Source organism: Streptomyces sp. G5(2025) (assembly GCF_049542075.1).
Taxonomy (GTDB): domain Bacteria; phylum Actinomycetota; class Actinomycetes; order Streptomycetales; family Streptomycetaceae; genus Streptomyces.
In genome coordinates this window covers 1,928,772-1,945,255 of the sequence record NZ_JBMUZT010000002.1, presented here as the reverse complement: position 1 = coordinate 1,945,255, position 16,484 = coordinate 1,928,772, and the positions used below count along the sequence as shown (strand labels likewise).

The window sequence follows — 16,484 nt, the reverse complement described above, 5'->3', positions numbered from 1 at the left end:
CGAGGTTAGGGCTATGCACGCAACCGCAGCCCCCGTGGGGTGGCGTGGAAGCCGGCTCCTTCCAGGAGGGGGCCGAAAGGGGAGGTCAGGGCCGCGGCGCCGTTGACCCGCTCCACCGTTACCGTGCCGAGCGAGCCCGCTCGGGCGGCTGCGGCCAGGGCTTCGGCGGCGGCGTGCAGGCGGGGGTCTTCGGTGACCGGGTCTTCGGGGGTGGCGGGCCAGGCCAGGAGGGTCTTGCCGCCGCGCTCCATGTAGAGCGTCAGTTCGCCGTCGACCAGAACGACCAGGGAGCCCGCTTTGCGGCCGGGCTTGTGGCTCGCACCGGACGGTGGCTCGGGCCAGGGCAGCGCGGCGCCGTACGCGTTGGCGGGGTCGGCGGCGGCGAGGACGACGGCGGCCTGCGCGTCGGAGGGGCGGCCGCTGTCCGTACGCTCCCGGGTGTTCGCCGTGGCGCGCAGGCGGTCCACTGCGCCGTCCATCGCGAACTGGGCCGCGCCGAGCCCCTCCACGACGTAGCCCCGCCGGGCTTGACCACTGTCCTCGAAGGCGGACAGGACACGGTACGTCGCCGAGAAGCCGCCTTCCACGCCTTCGGCCGCCACCGCGCCGCGGGTGACCACGCCATGCCGGTCCAGGAGAGTGCGGGCCAGGGCGTGGGCGCGCAGCGTCGGGTCGGGCTCACGCTCCGGGAGCAGCGACCAGCGGCCCGCGACCGTCGGGGGGCCGGTGCGCGAGGCGGTGCGGGCGGCGGCGGTCAAGGAGCCGTAGCGTCCGCGCGGGATGCCCCGCTTGGCGCGGTGAGCCGTGGATCCCGCGGTGCGTCCGGAGCCGAGGAGCGAACGCATCGGGGTGAGGGTGTCGTTCGTGAGCCGTCCCGACCAGGCCAGGTCCCAGATCGCGTCGGCCAGTTGCGGGTCCGAGGCCTCCGGGTGGGTGGTGGCGCGGACCTGGTCGGCGATCTGGCGGAAGAAGAGGCCGTACCCCCCGGTGAGGGTGTCCAGGACGGATTGGTGCAGGGCGGTCAGCTCCAAGGGATGTGGGGGCGGCAGGAGCAGTGGTGCCGTGTCGGCGAGGTAGAGGGAGACCCAGCCGTCCTTCCCCGGCAGGGACCCGGCGCCGGCCCAGACGACCTCACCGGCCGCGGTGAGTTCGTCGAGCATGGCGGGGGTGTAGCCGGCGACCCGCGAGGGCAGGACCAGCTTTTCGAGGGCGGAGGCCGGGACGGTCGCGCCCTGCAACTGCTCCACGGCGCGCGCCAGACCGTCGATGCCGCGCAGCCCATGACCGCTCAGGTGCTGCCACTGGGGCAGGAACTGGGCGAGCGCCGAGGGAGGTACGGGCTCCAGCTCATGCCGCAGCGCAGCCAGGGAGCGGCGGCGCAGGCGGCGCAGGACCGCGGCGTCGCACCACTCCTGGCCGATGTCAGCCGGGTGGAACTCTCCTTGTACGACACGGCCGTTCGCCGCGAGGCGTTGCAGCGCGCCCTCCGTGACCGCGGTCCCGAGGCCGAAGCGGGCGGCGGCGGTGGCGGACGTGAACGGGCCGTGCGTGCGGGCGAAGCGGGCCAGGAGGTCGCCGAGGGGGTCCTTGACCGGCTCGGTGAACGCTTCGGGGACCCCCACCGGCAGGGCCGTGCCGAGGGCGTCCCGCAGGCGGCCCGCGTCCTCGATCGCCGCCCAGTGGTCCGCCCCGGCGATGCGGACCCGGATGGCGCGGCGTGCGGACGCCAGCTCGGCTGCCCACCCGCGCTCGGCGCCGCGCTCGGTCAACTCGGCCTCGGTGAGCGGCCCGAGAAGGCGCAGCAGGTCGGCGACGCCTTCGGAGTCCTTGACCCGCCGGTCCTCCGTGCGCCACTGGAGCTCCTGCTCCAGCTCGGCGAGGACGTCCGCGTCGAGCAGTTCGCGCAGCTCTGCCTGGCCGAGGAGCTCCGCGAGGAGGTGGGAGTCCAGAGAGAGGGCCGCCGCGCGCCGCTCGGCCAGGGGGGAGTCGCCCTCGTACAGGAACTGCGCCACGTACCCGAACAGGAGGGAGCGGGCGAAGGGGGAGGGCTCGGGGGTGGTGACCTCGACGAGGCGGACGCTGCGGGACTCGATGTCGCCCATCAGTTCCGTGAGGCCCGGTACGTCGAAGACATCCTGGAGGCACTCCCTGACGGCCTCCAGGACGATCGGGAACGAGCCGTACTCGCTCGCCACTTCGAGCAGTTGAGCGGCGCGCTGGCGTTGCTGCCACAGGGGGGTGCGCTTGCCGGGGCTGCGGCGGGGCAGCAGCAGGGCGCGGGCGGCGCACTCCCGGAAGCGGGAGGCGAACAGGGCCGAGCCGCCCACCTGGTCGGTGACGATCTGGTTGACCTCGCCCTTGTCGAAGGCGACGTCACCGGCTCCGATGGGGGCCTTCTCCGCGTCGTACTCCACCGGGGGCTCGGTCGGGTCCTGGTCGAGGAGGTCAAGGCCCATGAGGTCGGCGTCCGGCAGACGGAGCACGATGCCGTCGTCGGCGTGCATGACCTGGGCGTCCATGCCGTACCGCTCGGTCAGGCGGGCGCCCAGGGCGAGGGCCCACGGGGCGTGCACCTGGGCGCCGAAGGGGGAGTGCACGACGACCCGCCAGTCGCCCAGCTCGTCGCGGAACCGCTCGACGACGATCGTGCGGTCGTCCGGGATGTGCCCGCAGGCCTCGCGCTGCTCCGCGAGGTACGAAAGGACGTTGTCGGCGGCCCAGGAGTCGAGCCCCGCGGCCAGCAGCCGCACGCGCGCGTCCTCCCGCGAGAGCGCGCCGACCTCTCTGAGGAACGCGCCGAGCGCGCGGCCCAGTTCGAGTGGGCGGCCCAGCTGGTCGCCCTTCCAGAAGGGCAGCCGACCCGGGACCCCGGGGGCGGGGGAGACGAGGACGCGGTCGCGGGTGATGTCCTCGATGCGCCAGGAGCTGGTGCCGAGGGTGAAGACGTCGCCGATCCGGGACTCGTACACCATCTCCTCGTCGAGCTCTCCGACGCGGCCGCCGCCCTTCTTCGGGTCGGCGCCCGCGAGGAAGACCCCGAAGAGGCCGCGGTCGGGGATTGTGCCTCCGGAGGTGACCGCGAGACGCTGCGCTCCGGGGCGTCCCGTGACCGTGCCCGTCACGCGGTCCCAGACCACGCGGGGCCGCAGCTCCGCGAAGGCGTCGGACGGATAGCGGCCCGCGAGCATGTCGAGCACGGCCGTGAAGGCGGACTCCGGGAGCGAGGCGAAGGAGGCGGCTCGGCGGACCACCGTCAGGAGGTCGTCGACCTGCCAGGTGTCGAGCGCCACCATCGCCACCAGCTGCTGCGCCAGCACGTCCAGAGGGTTGGCCGGGACGCGCAGCGACTCGATCGAGCCGGTGCGCATCCGCTCCGTGACGACGGCCGCCTGGACCAGGTCGCCCCGGTACTTGGGGAAGACGACTCCGGTGGAGACCGCGCCCACTTGGTGGCCCGCGCGCCCCACGCGCTGAAGCCCGGAGGCGACGGACGGTGGCGACTCGACCTGCACGACCAGGTCGACCGCTCCCATGTCGATGCCCAGCTCCAGACTGGACGTGGCGACCACGGCCGGCAGCCTGCCCGCCTTCAGGTCCTCCTCGACCTGGGCGCGCTGCTCCTTGGAGACCGAGCCGTGGTGGGCGCGGGCCAGGATGGGCGGGGCGCCCTTGGCGGCACCCGACTCGGCCATCAGCTCCGCCGGGGAGTGATCCTCGGGGAGGGCCTCACCGGTCGCCCGTTCGTACGCGATTTCGTTGAGGCGGTTGCACAGGCGCTCGGCCAGGCGGCGGGAGTTGGCGAAGACGATCGTCGAGCGGTGCGCCTGGACGAGGTCGGTGATCCGCTCCTCGACGTGCGGCCAGATCGAGGGGCGTTCCGCCGCCGGGCCGCCGCCGTCCCCGGAGTCGGCGACCGGGGAGCCGCCCAACTCGCCGAGGTCCTCGACCGGGACGACCACCGAAAGGTCGAACTCCTTGCCGGACGGCGGCTGGACGATCTCCACCTTGCGCTTCGGGGAGAGATAGCGCGCCACCTCGTCCACCGGCCGCACCGTCGCCGACAGGCCGATGCGGCGGGCGGGCTTCGGCAGCAGCTCGTCCAGCCGCTCCAGGGACAGGGCGAGATGCGCGCCGCGCTTGGTGCCCGCGACGGCGTGCACCTCGTCGAGGATCACCGTCTCGATGCCGGTGAGCGCGTCCCGCGTGGCCGAGGTGAGCATCAGGAAGAGCGACTCGGGGGTGGTGATCAGGATGTCCGGCGGGCGGGTCGCCAGGGCGCGGCGCTCGGCGGCGGGTGTGTCGCCCGAGCGGATGCCGACGCGCACCTCAGGCTCGGGCATGCCGAGGCGCACGGCCTCCTGGCGGATGCCGGTCAGAGGACTGCGCAGATTGCGCTCCACGTCGACCGCGAGGGCCTTCAACGGCGACACGTACAGGACTCGGCAGCGCTTCTTCGGGTCGGCCGGCGGCGGCGTCGAGGCCAGCTGGTCGAGCGCGGCGAGGAACGCGGCCAGGGTCTTGCCCGACCCGGTGGGCGCGACGACCAGCACGTCGGAGCCCTCGGAGATGGCCTGCCACGCCCCGGCCTGGGCGGAGGTGGGCGCGGAGAAAGCCCCCGTGAACCAACTGCGGGTCGCGGGGGAGAATCCGTCGAGCGCGCTACGGGCGCTGGGGGCACCGGATGTGGAGCTGACCATGACCCCATCGTGCACCCCGCCACTGACAACGGCGCCGACCTGCGGAAAAGAGGTTGCGCGTCCGTCGCAGAATGGGGACATGGCGGCTTCGGCGGAGCAGGCACGGCACTGGCGGTACGCCGACCTGCCCGGCGTCGACCTGCTGCGGGCCCGCTACGTCCGCAGGACGTTCGTGCGGCACACCCACGAGCACTACGTGATCGCGGCGATCGCCGAGGGCGTCGACGTCTTCCACCACACAGGCGCCGACCGGCACGCGGGGCCGGGGTCCCTCGCCCTGATCAACCCCGACACCCCGCACACCGGCCGGGCCGGCGTGCCCGAGGGCTGGCGGTACGGCGCGGTCTACCCGGCACCGGACGTGGTCGCCGCCATCGCGGCGGAGACGACGACCCTTCGCGGCTCGCCCGGCTTCATCCGCCCGGTCCTCGACGATCCGTACGCCGTGGAGCTCGTGCACCGGGTGCTGCGCGCGGCGGAAGAGGGCAACGCCCTCGCCGCCGACACGCTGCTGCGGGTGGCGGTGACCAGGCTGCTGCGGCTCAACGGCGGATCTCTGCCGCAGCGCACCGTGCGCACGGCGGGCGCGAAGATCGCGGCACGCGCGCGTGCCGTCCTGGAGGAGAGCCTCGTGGACCCGCCGAGCCTTGAGCGGCTCGCCACCGAACTCGGCGCCAGTCCGTTCGCTCTCCTGCGCGCCTTCCGTGACGCGTACGGCATGCCTCCGCACGCGTGGCTCACCGACGCGCGAGTGCGCCGGGCCCGCCACCTCCTCGACGCGGGTACGGCGCCCGCCGAGGCGGCCGTCGCCGTGGGGTTCACCGACCAGCCGCACCTCAACCGGCATTTCACCCGGATCGTTGGGGTGCCGCCGGGGGCCTATCAGCGTGGGCGCAAGAACGTACAAGACCCGGCCGGGGCCGCGCTCGTAACGTCCGGTGCGTGTCAGAACAGACGAACCCCGAGGGCATAGCAGGCATTGGCGCACCGGATGGCAGACGCGGGAGCGACGAGCCTCCGGAGGAAAGTGGCAAACCTCTGGAGGCGGGAGGCGCGCCCCCGGAAGAGCACGGTGTGGCCCTGGAGAAACCCGACGCCGCCGTCGTCCGCGACGCGCTCGGCGTCGGGGTCGCCGTCGGGCTTTCCGGCTTCGCCTTCGGAGTGACGTCGGCGGGCAGCGGCCTCACGGTGCTCCAGACCTGTGCGCTCAGCCTGTTGGTGTTCACCGGGGCGTCGCAGTTCGCCCTGGTCGGTGCGCTCGCGGGCGGCGGCAATCCGTTGACGGCCGCCGCGGGCGCGTTCTTCCTCGGGGTGCGCAACGCGTTCTACGGGCTGCGCCTCTCGCAGCTGCTCGCCCTCCCGCGCGCGGTACGGCCGTTCGCCGCGCACTGGGTCATCGACGAGACCACGGCCGTCTCGCTCGCCCAGCCCACGCGGCGCGGCGCCCGCATCGGCTTCACGGTCACGGGGCTCAGCCTCTACGCCCTGTGGAACCTCACCACGTTGCTCGGCGCGCTCGGTGCCGGGGCGATCGGCGACACCGACGCGTGGGGGCTCGACGCGGCCGGACCCGCGGTGTTCCTGGCGTTGCTCGCGCCGATGCTGCGGACGGCCAGGGAGCGTGCCGTCGCGGGTCTCGCCGTCCTCCTGGGGCTCGCTCTGCTGCCGGTGCTGCCCGCGGGCGTGCCTGTCCTGGTGGCCGCTGCCGCAGTGCCACTCGTCCTCTACGTAGAGGGCAGAAAGGCTCATGGCGACGACTGGAGGGAGGACCGTTGAACATCTGGATCGCGATCGGTGCGACCGCCGTCGGCTGCTACCTCGTCAAGCTGGCGGGGCTCCTGGTGCCCGGTGGCGTGCTGGAGCGGCCGGGCGTGCGACGCATGGCCGCCCTGCTCCCCGTGGCCCTGCTGGCGGCGCTCACGGCCCAGCAGGCCTTCGCCGACGGGCGGGCGCCCGTCCTGGACGCCAGGGCGGCAGGGCTCGCCGCAGCGGCCGTGGCGCTGGTGCTGCGCGCGCCGTTCCTCGTCGTCATCACGGCGGCCGTGGTCGTCACGGCGGGGCTGCGGGCGCTGACGGGGTGAGGGCAACGGCGTCTTTCCGCGTCAGTCGATGGGCCGCCCGTACGCGCGGAGTGTGCGCAGCGCCTCAATGGTCACGATCGGGCGCGCTTCAAGGGCCGTGCCCGGCGCCCACTGCCGCCACCGGACCGGCCAGCCGCCGTCCTCCCGCTGTTCCCGCGCCAGGAAGTCCAGTGAGCGCTCCATCTCGGCGTCGGTGAACCACGCGCGCGCGAGCGACTCGGGAGCCTTCGCGAAGTCGTGCGGGAAGTGATGCTCACCCGGCGCGTACCCGGGCGACACGGGGTACGCGTCCAGGTCGTCCGGATCCAGTGCGGCCAGGCGCTGGTCGCGCACGAGGCGGCCGAGGCGGTCGGCGGCGGCCTGCGCGCGCGAGCGGTCGGGCACGCCATCCAGGAAGGCGACGGCCGCCTGGACTTCGTACGGGTGAGACGTCCCCAGCGAATCGACGGCCGCCCAGCAGTAGTCCGTGGCTCGAAAGAGCCAGGCGTGCCACACCTCGTTGCGGTGCAGCAGACCCACCACGGGCCCGGTGGCGAGCAGCTCGCTGGGCGGGTCGTCCACGACCGGCACGAACGGCGCCGAGGGGTAGCCGCGCTGGCTGGGATGGATCGCGGGAAGGGCGCCATCGGGCGTCGAGACCGACGTCAGATAGCGGCACACGCGCTCCACCCGCTGCCCGGCGCAGCGCCGGATCGAGTCCAGGACGCGCAGCGCGTGTCCGGTGTGCAGGGGCTGGCTCACGGGGCCGCGCAGGTCGGGTTCGAGCGCGTAGCCGTACCCGCCGTCCGCGGTGGCGTAGGCGGCGAGGGCGGTCTCCACCGCGTCCGCGGCCTGCTCGCGGCCCGCGCCGACGGCCTTCGTGGGGAAGTGGTACGCGAACCGCCGCTGCTCCAGAACGCGCGCGGTGAGCCAGACGAAGTGCTCGGCGCGGGCGACCGGGGAGGGCGCCGCGTCGGGGAAGGGCACTAGGGCGGGGGATGCTCCGGTTTCGGCCATGTCCCGACCGTAGGGCGGAAAGTGGTCCCGACAAGCCCCCTGAGCCCGGCTGCACTCTCAGGGGCGCGATACTGAAGGCATGCGGTTGACGGTTTTCTGGCAGCGAATGGCGGCTCACTTCGGAGCGGGGTACGCAGATTCGTTCGCGCGCGATCACGTGATGGCGGAGCTGGGCGGCCGTACGGTCAACGAAGCGCTGGACGCGGGCTGGGACGCCAAGGACGTCTGGCGCGCGGTCTGCACGGCCATGGACGTACCGGCCGAAAAGCGCTGACTTCAGGGCGGTCGGTTCGCGCCTACGGCCTCCACGCGTGCGTGGACCGTCCCAAGATGCGGGGGCGGCGGCCGTTTGCCGGTGGCGTGGGCGAGACTGGGCCCGTGGCATCCACAGACGAGACCGCGCAGGTCACCCAGGACATCGCTCCGCCCGGCACGACGCCGCCCCCGCAGCCCCCCGCCGGGGCCGAGGCAGGCAACGGCGCCAGCATGCCGCGCTGGCTGCCACGCGCCATGGTGCTCGCCCTCGCGCTCATCGCCTGCTTCCAGCTGGGCAGTTGGGCCTTCCACCAGTTGACCGGGCTGCTGATCAACGTCCTGATCGCGTTCTTCCTGGCGCTCGCGGTCGAGCCGGCGGTGAGTTGGATGGCGGCGCGCGGGCTGCGCAGGGGCTTCGCCACGTTCATCGTCTTCATGGGCGTCCTGATCGCCGGCGCGGGTTTCGTCACGCTGATGGGCTCGATGCTCGCCGGCCAGATCGTGGACATGGTCGAGGACTTCCCCGACTACCTCGACAAGGTCATCAGCTGGATCAATCAGACGTTCCACACGGACCTCTCCCGCGTCGAGGTGCAGGACAGCCTGGTCCACTCCGACTGGCTCCAGAAGTACGTGCAGAACAGCGCCAGCGGCGTCCTGGACGTCTCCGCGCAGGTCCTCGGCGGGCTCTTCCAGCTCCTGACGATCCTGCTGTTCTCGTTCTACTTCGCGGCCGACGGGCCGCGGCTGCGGCGCGCGCTGTGCTCGGTGCTGCCGCCCGCCAGGCAGGCCGAGGTGCTGCGTGCCTGGGAGATCGCGGTCGACAAGACCGGTGGCTATCTCTACTCGCGCGGCCTGATGGCGCTGATCTCCGGGATCGCCCACTACGTCCTGCTCCAGACGCTCGACGTCCCCTACGCGCCCGTGCTCGCCGTGTGGGTGGGGCTGGTCTCCCAGTTCATCCCCACCATCGGCACGTATCTGGCGGGCGCCCTGCCGATGCTGATCGCCTTCACGGTCGATCCCTGGTACGCGCTCTGGGTACTGATCTTCGTCGTGATCTACCAGCAGTTCGAGAACTACATGCTCCAGCCGAAGCTCACCGCCAAGAGCGTGGACATCCACCCCGCGGTCGCCTTCGGATCGGTCATCGCGGGGACGGCACTCCTCGGAGCGGTCGGGGCGCTCATCGCCATCCCCGCCGTCGCGACCCTTCAGGCCTTCCTCGGGGCGTACGTGAAGCGGTACGACGTCACCGACGACCCGCGGGTGCACGGTCACCGGCGCAGGGTCGGACCGACCCTCCTCGCGCGCGTGCGGCGCGCTTTGCGCGGGCCGAACGAACCGGGGGCGGCGGCGGAGTCCGAGACGCGGCCGCAGCCGGACGGCCGCCTGTAGGGCCTGGACTCCTTTGGCGCCGCTTGCTACGCCAGCAACCGGACCTCGGCCTCGGGGAGCTTGGCCCACCAGTGATGGTGGCGGCTGTAGACCTTCGTCTCACGGTCCGTGAGGAGCGCCCTCAGGGAGCGGGCCTCCGCGGCGAGCCCGTCCCAGGTCTCGGAGGACAGGGGGTGGAAGGCCGTGGCCTCGATGCCGTCGTCCACCGGCCGCCACACCCCGGCGACATGGCCGTCGACCAGCAGGGTGGGCAGTACGTCGCCGTTGTTGCGGATCATCAGGGGGCGGTAGGCCGGGGGTATCACCCGGCTGCGGTCGGCGTAGGCCAGCAGGACGCTGTCCCACATTGCCATGAGCCGGGGCGGGGCGGGGGTGTCGGCGGCAGGCCGGGGAGCTCCCGGGAGGTCGAAGAGCGTGTCGCCGTCCGGCCCCCGGAGCATCTCGACGGTCCCCTCCAGGGCGCGGAGTGCCGCACGGACGGGCGCCCGCTGCACCATGGAGAACTGGGCCATGTCGGCCACGGATGCGGGCCCGAAGCCGGCCAGATACCGCAGGAGCAGGGTGCGCAACGCCTCCGGTCGCGCCGCCCGCCCCATGGGCGGAGGCCCCGCGTCGGCCGCCACGAAGGACGGCCGGACGCCGAACGACCACAGGGCGTCGGTCGCGGCATGGTGCAGGGGCGCGTACGCCTTCAGACCCCACCACGCCCCGGCCGCCTTCTCGGCGCCGAGCCGCGCCTCGACCCACGCCTGCATCTCGGCCGAGGTCCGCGGGCAGTCGGCGAAGGCCAGCAGCTCCGGCACCAGCTCCTCGCCGTCCGCGGGCCTCAGGCCCGCCGCGGCGAAGCGGTGGCCGAGCCGGGAACCGTACAGCGTCGGCTGCATCGCCTCGCGGAAGTCCCGGTAGTCCTCCCTGTGCACGGCGTGCAGCGTGATCCGCATGAGGGTCGCCTTGACCACCGTGCGCTCGGCGAAGGCGGTGGCGAGCTCTCCCGGGGCGAAGTCGGCGAGCCGGTTCCAGAGCGCGACGTACGGCGAGGCCGGGTGCTGCGCCTGGAGGGCGACCACGCGTCGTATCCCGTCCTGGACGGTCAGTGGCGCACGCTCCAGCAGCAGCTGACGGCTGAGGGTGGCCCGGTTGAGTTCGTCCGCGGTGATCGTCACGGCGCAGGATTCTGCCGCGCCGCGCCCCGCCCCGGCCAGGGTTCGAGCGGGCGCGGGCCGTCGGCGTCCGGTGCGGTGTGCCGCGCTTGACACTAAAATCGAACATCCATTCTTATGGGGTGTCCGGCGGCCATTTTCCGGGGGTGCGGGGAGGATCCCTGATCCGCTCCGGAGGATTTCGGTGCGGGATGGCCTTGAGTTATCCACAGGCTGGACGGGCGTCGGGGCGGATTGTCAGTGGCAGGCGTTAGCGTCTTTGACGTGAAGCGATCGACTCAAGCAAATCGGGTGGAACCCATGGCAGGAACCGACCGCGAGAAGGCGCTCGACGCCGCGCTCGCACAGATTGAACGGCAATTCGGCAAGGGCGCAGTGATGCGCATGGGCGAGCGGCCGAATGAGCCCATCGAGGTCATCCCCACCGGGTCGACCGCGCTCGACGTCGCCCTCGGCGTCGGCGGCATCCCCCGCGGCCGTGTGGTGGAGGTGTACGGACCGGAGTCCTCCGGTAAGACGACCCTCACGCTGCACGCCGTGGCCAACGCCCAGCGGGCGGGCGGCGCGGTGGCCTTCGTGGACGCGGAGCACGCCCTCGATCCCGAGTACGCGAAGAAGCTCGGCGTCGACATCGACAACCTCATCCTGTCCCAGCCGGACAACGGCGAGCAGGCCCTCGAGATCGTCGACATGCTGGTCCGCTCCGGCGCCCTCGACCTCATCGTCATCGACTCCGTCGCCGCCCTGGTGCCGCGCGCGGAGATCGAGGGCGAGATGGGCGACTCGCACGTGGGTCTCCAGGCCCGCCTGATGAGCCAGGCGCTCCGGAAGATCACCAGCGCGCTCAACCAGTCCAAGACCACGGCGATCTTCATCAACCAGCTCCGCGAGAAGATCGGCGTCATGTTCGGCTCCCCGGAGACCACCACCGGTGGCCGGGCGCTGAAGTTCTACGCCTCGGTGCGCATGGACATCCGCCGCATCGAGACCCTGAAGGACGGCACGGACGCGGTCGGCAACCGCACCCGCGTCAAGGTCGTCAAGAACAAGGTCGCGCCGCCCTTCAAGCAGGCCGAGTTCGACATCCTCTACGGCCAGGGCATCAGCCGCGAGGGCGGCCTGATCGACATGGGCGTCGAGCACGGCTTCGTCCGCAAGGCAGGCGCCTGGTACACGTACGAGGGCGACCAGCTCGGCCAGGGCAAGGAGAACGCCCGCAACTTCCTGAAGGACAACCCCGACCTCGCCAACGAGATCGAGAAGAAGATCAAGGAGAAGCTGGGTGTCGGCGTGAAGCCCGAGGCGCCGGTCACCGAGCCGGGCGCGGACGCGGCGGGCGCGGCTCCGGCCGAGGACGCCGCCAAGGCGGTGCCCGCGCCGGCGGCCAAGGCCGCCAAGTCCAAGGCCGCGGCGGCCAAGAGCTAGTCCGTGACGCGACGATCGGACTGGGCGGACCACACCACCCCCGAAAGCCGCCCCGGCGCCGCGGGGCGGGGCCACGGGGGCGGTGTGGATCAGTACGGCGCCGGCCCGGACGACGGCCGCGGCTTCCCCGGTCTCCAGGGCGGTGACGAGGCCGGTTCGCACGGCGGTGACGGGCCGGGCTCCCGGGGCAGTGACGGCCACCGGGAGGGCGGCACCGGCCGCGGCGGTGGGCGTCGCCGACGGCGTGGCGGCTTCGGTGACCACCGGGACAGCGGTCCCCCTTCCTCGTCGAGGGCCGAGGAGGGGGAGCCGCCGACGGGGGATCCGGCTGAGCGGGCGCGGGCGATCTGTCTGCGCCTGCTCACCGGTACCCCGCGCACGCGCAAGCAGCTCGCCGACGCGCTGCGCAAGCGGGAGGTCCCCGACGACGTGGCGGAGGAAGTCCTCTCCCGCTTCGAAGAGGTCGGGCTGATCAACGACAGCGCTTTCGCGGACGCCTGGGTGGAGTCCCGGCACCACGGGAGGGGCCTGGCCCGGCGCGCGCTCGCCCGCGAGCTGCGCACCAAGGGCGTGGAGTCCACGCTGATCGACGAAGCCGTGGGGCAGCTCGACTCGGAGCAGGAGGAGGCGACCGCGCGGGAGCTGGTCGCCCGCAAGCTCCGCTCCACGCGCGGCCTCGACCGCGACAAGCGGTTGCGCCGCCTCGCGGGCATGCTCGCCCGCAAGGGGTACGGGGAGGGCATGGCGCTCAGAGTGGTCCGGCAGGCCCTGGAGGAAGAGGGCGAGGACACCGAGGACTTGGGGTACGAGGCGTTCTGAGGGCGCCGCTCCCACGGGGGTGGGGCGGCACCCGGAACAATCCACGTACTCCAACTCGCGCTCCGCGGGGCGGGGTTAACCCCCCTGCGGAGACGCCGGGCCACCGCAGTGCACAGAAGCATGTGCACAGACGACTGTGTACGTATGGCACAGGAACCCGGCACCACTGACGCGGCCCAACCGCATGCTCCCGCCTCCAGCGCGGCTTCGGCTCCCGGAGCTCCGCCTTCCGGAGCTTCGTCTTCCGGCATGGCCACGGGCACGGCCTCGGTGCGGGCCCCAGCCCCGGCGATGAACCCGGCAGCCCCGGCCTCAGCTCGGGCCCCGGCCTCGAACCCAACTCCAACATCCCCAACCGCACCGCCACCCTCAGAAGAACTCACCGACCTCCGCGTACTCAAAGCCCTCGCGCAGCCGCGACGTCAGCAGATGTTGCAGCACCTCGCCGTGCACGGCCCGGCCACCTCGGCGACGCTCGGCAGGGCGCTCGGCCTCAACACCGGGGCGACCAGCTACCACCTGCGTGAACTCGCCCGCTACGGCTTCGTCGAGGAGGCGCCGTGTTCCGGGCACGGACGCGAGCGCTGGTGGCGAACCGTCCCCGGCGACCGGCGCTTTCCGCCGCTCAGCCGCCAGAGTCCCGAGACGCGGCTCGTCATGGATGAGCTCAACCACCTCTCGTACGCGGCCGACCTTGACCTCTTCGGGCAGGCGCAGCGGGACAGGGGTGCCGAACCAGGGGAGTGGGGCGACGCCTTCCCTTACTCGCGCGGCACGATCCGGCTGACCGTTCCCGAGGTCCGCGAGTTCTTCGAGGAGTACATCGCGCTGCTCAACCGCTACAAGCGGCCGGAGGCCGACACCCCCGCCGATGCCCGCATCGTGCTCACGCGCTTCCTGGCCTTTCCCGCACCCGCACCCGCATCCACGGCCACGTCCACGCCCACACCCGTGGCGTCGGCGTCCGCCGCGTCGGCGTCCGCGCCGCCCTCCTCGGGCGCCCCTTCCGGCAACCGAGAAGAGACCGAGCCCTCATGATGCTGCGCTACGCACTGCAGACGGTCAGAGAACGCAAGGGCGGTTTCCTGGGGGCCTTCCTCGCGCTGATGTGTGCCGCCGCGCTCATCACGGCCTGCGGCACGCTCCTGGAGACCGGCCTGCGCGGCACCGTGAAGACCGAGCGCTACGCCGCCGCGCCCGTGATTGTCTCCGCCGACCAGAACGTCCACCAGACCACGGTCACGCACAAGAAGGGCAAGACCAAGGTCAAGCACAAGGCGAAACCGATCACCGAACGGGCCTGGCTGCCGGCCGACGCCATAGAAGGCAGGCTCAAGAAGGCCCCGGGTGTCGGTGAGGTCGTGCCCGAACTGACTTTCCCCGCACATCCGTTGACGCCCGCCGCCGCGATCGACCCGGACAGGCCCGCGTACGGACACGCCTGGAGGTCCGCCGCCCTCACGCCGCTCCGCATCGTCGACGGCCGTGCCCCGCGCGCGGCAGGCGACCTCGTCATCGACCGCGACCTCGCGGACCGCGCCGAACTGGCACCCGGCGACCGGCTCACCGTCCAGTCGACACAGAGCCCGCGCACCTACCGCGTCACCGGCATCGCCGCCCCCATGAGCGCCGCCCCCATAAGCGCTGCCTCCGAGGGCGCCGCCCCTGAGAGCGGCGCCCTCGCCCACCAGACCTCGCTCTTCTTCTCCGCCGGAGAGGCCGAGTGGCTCGCGGCGCACCCCGGAAAGGTCAGCGCCTTCGGTGTCATACCGGACCGGAACACCGGCGTCGCCGACCTCAAGCGTGCCGTCTCACAGGCTCTGGACGGCACGACAGCGCAGGTCAGCACGGGTGACGACCGAGGGCCCGTGGAGTTTCTCGACGCCGCCGGTGCCCGCGTCAAGCTCGTCAGCATGGGCGGCGCGATGGGCGGCACCTCTCTCCTCGTCGCGATTCTCGTCGTCGTCGGCACCTTCGCCCTCTCCGTCCAGCAGCGCCACCGCGAACTCGCCCTGCTCCGTGCCGTCGCCGCGACGCCCCGGCAGATTCGCAAGCTCCTTGGACGGGAGGCCGTGCTCGTCGGGGCTGCCGCGGGGGGCATCGGCTCGCTCGCCGGTATTCCGCTGGGCGGCTGGCTGCACGGCCGCTTCGTGGAGACGGGCGCCATCCCCGGCACCCTGGAGCGCGCCGTGAGTGTCTTCCCGCCCCTCGTCGCCGTCATCGCGACCGTGCTCGGAGCCTGGGCCGCCGCTCGTATCGCGGGGCGCAGGATCGTCCGGATCCGCCCGGCCGAGGCCCTCGCCGAGGCGCGGGTCGAGCAGACCAGTCCCGCCTGGGGCCGAGCCGTCGCCGGTCTCGTCCTGCTCGTCGGTGGTGTCGTGCTGATCGCCGTGCTGAGCGTGCTGCACACCGAGGCCGCTTCGACTCCCGTGACCTTCCTTGCCGTTGTGGTCCTCGCCTGTGCCATCGCGCTCCTCGGGCCGTTCGTCGTGCGGGCGGCTGCCGCGCTGCTGCGCGGACCGCTCCGGCTGACCGGACCGGCCGGCAAGCTCGCCCACGCCAACCTGCGCGGCAACGCGGCCCGGATGGCCGCCGCCGTCACCCCCCTCGCCCTCCTCACCGGCATGACCTGCACCGTCCTCTTCGTCCAGCCGACCCTCGGTGACGCGGCCCGTGCGCAGGCCCGCGACGGCATCCGCGCGAACTGGGTGCTCGCCGCGCGGGGGCCGGGCGTCCCGGCGCAGGCCGCGCGGGAACTGCGTACGACCGAAGGCGTCGAGGCCGTCACCGAGGTCGTCCGCACCACCGTGCGGGTAGGGCTCGACAAGTACCCGGCGCAGGGCGTCACGCCGGAAGGACTTACCCACACCTGGGACCCTGACGTCGTCGCCGGAACCCTGAAGGGCTTCGGCGCGGGCAGCGTCGCCGTCAGCGAACTGGCGGCCGACCAACTCGGCCTCAGACCGGGCAGCTCGCTTGCGCTCACTCTCGGGGACGGCACGAAGGCGGAGCTCACCGTCCGTGCCGTGTACGCCCGCGGGCTCGGGTTCGGCGATCTGACCATGGCGCACGACCTGGTCGCCCGCCACGTCGACAACCCGCTCGCCGCCACGGCCCTCGTCAAGAGCGACCGTACGCAGGTACAACTCGCGGTCGCCGTCCAGAAGTTCCCGGGCCTTCAGGTGATCTACCCGGCCGCCGCCGACGGCCTCCAAGCCGAGCGCCAACAGGCCAACGCCGAGGTGAACCGTCTCGCCATGGGACTCGTCCTGGCCTTCACCGCCATCGCGGTCGTCAACACGCTCGCGATGTCCGTGTCCGAGCGCATGCGCGAATTCGCGATGCTCCGGCTCGCGGGCGCCACGCGCCGCCAGGTACTGCGCATGCTGCGCACCGAGGCGCTGTCGGTGCTCTTCATCGGCACCGCGCTCGGCAGCGGGGTGGCGCTCGCCGTACTGAGCGCGTTCAGCGTGGGCATGACGGGCAGCGCGGCACCGACGGTCACCCCGTTGGTGTACGTCTCCGTCGTCGCCGTTGCCGGACTGCTCGCCCTGACGGCGACCGCGCTGCCCGGCCGCGCCGCCCTCAGACCCCTACCGGTCACGGTGGCGACGGCAAAGGAGTAGGCACTAAGGGGTAGGCGCTAGGGAGCA

12 protein-coding genes are annotated in these 16,484 nt (G+C 72.6%); 9 read left to right on the top strand and 3 right to left on the bottom strand.

All coding sequences use genetic code 11. The features are described from left to right. Positions 1 to 11 precede the first annotated feature (11 nt). Positions 12 to 4,697: an ATP-dependent helicase gene (locus ACOBQB_RS08755; protein WP_423590132.1), complete on the bottom strand. Its 4,686-nt coding sequence runs from the start codon at positions 4,695 to 4,697 to the stop codon at positions 12 to 14. A 79-nt stretch (positions 4,698 to 4,776) separates the two neighbouring features. On the opposite strand from ACOBQB_RS08755, the gene ACOBQB_RS08750 reads away from it, so the two are divergent. From ACOBQB_RS08750 to ACOBQB_RS08740, 3 genes are all read left to right on the top strand, one after another. After that, positions 4,777 to 5,670, top strand: a complete 894-nt coding sequence (locus ACOBQB_RS08750) for an AraC family transcriptional regulator (protein WP_423590130.1) — start codon at positions 4,777 to 4,779, stop codon at positions 5,668 to 5,670. 101 nt (positions 5,671 to 5,771) lie between these two features. Beyond that, positions 5,772 to 6,473: an AzlC family ABC transporter permease gene (locus ACOBQB_RS08745; protein WP_423590128.1), complete on the top strand. Its 702-nt coding sequence runs from the start codon at positions 5,772 to 5,774 to the stop codon at positions 6,471 to 6,473. After that, a complete protein-coding gene (locus ACOBQB_RS08740) occupies positions 6,470 to 6,778 on the top strand; it encodes an AzlD domain-containing protein (protein WP_423590126.1) in 309 nt (102 codons plus the stop codon). The genes ACOBQB_RS08745 and ACOBQB_RS08740 overlap by 4 nt, the downstream gene beginning before the upstream one ends. A gap of 21 nt (positions 6,779 to 6,799) precedes the next feature. On the opposite strand, the gene ACOBQB_RS08735 is transcribed toward ACOBQB_RS08740, so the two are convergent. Continuing rightward, positions 6,800 to 7,774 carry a hypothetical protein gene (locus tag ACOBQB_RS08735; RefSeq protein WP_423590124.1) on the bottom strand — a complete coding sequence of 325 codons (975 nt, stop codon included), beginning with the start codon at positions 7,772 to 7,774 and terminating at the stop codon, positions 6,800 to 6,802. A 79-nt stretch (positions 7,775 to 7,853) separates the two neighbouring features. Here ACOBQB_RS08735 and ACOBQB_RS08730 point away from each other — a divergent pair, with 79 nt between their 5' ends. Continuing rightward, positions 7,854 to 8,048: a DUF3046 domain-containing protein gene (locus ACOBQB_RS08730; RefSeq protein ID WP_423590122.1), complete on the top strand. Its 195-nt coding sequence runs from the start codon at positions 7,854 to 7,856 to the stop codon at positions 8,046 to 8,048. A 104-nt stretch (positions 8,049 to 8,152) separates the two neighbouring features. After that, positions 8,153 to 9,427: an AI-2E family transporter gene (locus tag ACOBQB_RS08725; protein WP_423590120.1), complete on the top strand. Its 1,275-nt coding sequence runs from the start codon at positions 8,153 to 8,155 to the stop codon at positions 9,425 to 9,427. A gap of 26 nt (positions 9,428 to 9,453) precedes the next feature. Here the strand turns inward: ACOBQB_RS08725 and ACOBQB_RS08720 are convergent, their stop codons facing one another. Continuing rightward, positions 9,454 to 10,590 carry a winged helix DNA-binding domain-containing protein gene (locus ACOBQB_RS08720; RefSeq protein WP_423590119.1) on the bottom strand — a complete coding sequence of 379 codons (1,137 nt, stop codon included), beginning with the start codon at positions 10,588 to 10,590 and terminating at the stop codon, positions 9,454 to 9,456. 297 nt (positions 10,591 to 10,887) lie between these two features. Here ACOBQB_RS08720 and recA point away from each other — a divergent pair, with 297 nt between their 5' ends. The 4 genes from recA to ACOBQB_RS08700 all read left to right on the top strand — a co-directional run bounded on the left by recA (position 10,888) and on the right by ACOBQB_RS08700 (position 16,457). Continuing rightward, the gene (gene recA / locus ACOBQB_RS08715; RefSeq protein WP_423590117.1) at positions 10,888 to 12,012 is read left to right on the top strand and encodes a recombinase RecA; all 1,125 of its coding nucleotides are present in this window, start codon (positions 10,888 to 10,890) and stop codon (positions 12,010 to 12,012) included. A 3-nt stretch (positions 12,013 to 12,015) separates the two neighbouring features. After that, entirely contained in the window at positions 12,016 to 12,831 is an 816-nt protein-coding gene (recX, locus tag ACOBQB_RS08710; RefSeq protein WP_423590115.1) for a recombination regulator RecX, read from the top strand. A 429-nt stretch (positions 12,832 to 13,260) separates the two neighbouring features. Then, positions 13,261 to 13,869 carry an ArsR/SmtB family transcription factor gene (locus ACOBQB_RS08705; protein ID WP_423590113.1) on the top strand — a complete coding sequence of 203 codons (609 nt, stop codon included), beginning with the start codon at positions 13,261 to 13,263 and terminating at the stop codon, positions 13,867 to 13,869. After that, positions 13,866 to 16,457: an FtsX-like permease family protein gene (locus ACOBQB_RS08700; RefSeq protein WP_423590111.1), complete on the top strand. Its 2,592-nt coding sequence runs from the start codon at positions 13,866 to 13,868 to the stop codon at positions 16,455 to 16,457. Before ACOBQB_RS08705 ends, ACOBQB_RS08700 begins: the two co-directional genes overlap by 4 nt. The last annotated feature ends 27 nt before the right edge of the window (positions 16,458 to 16,484 follow it).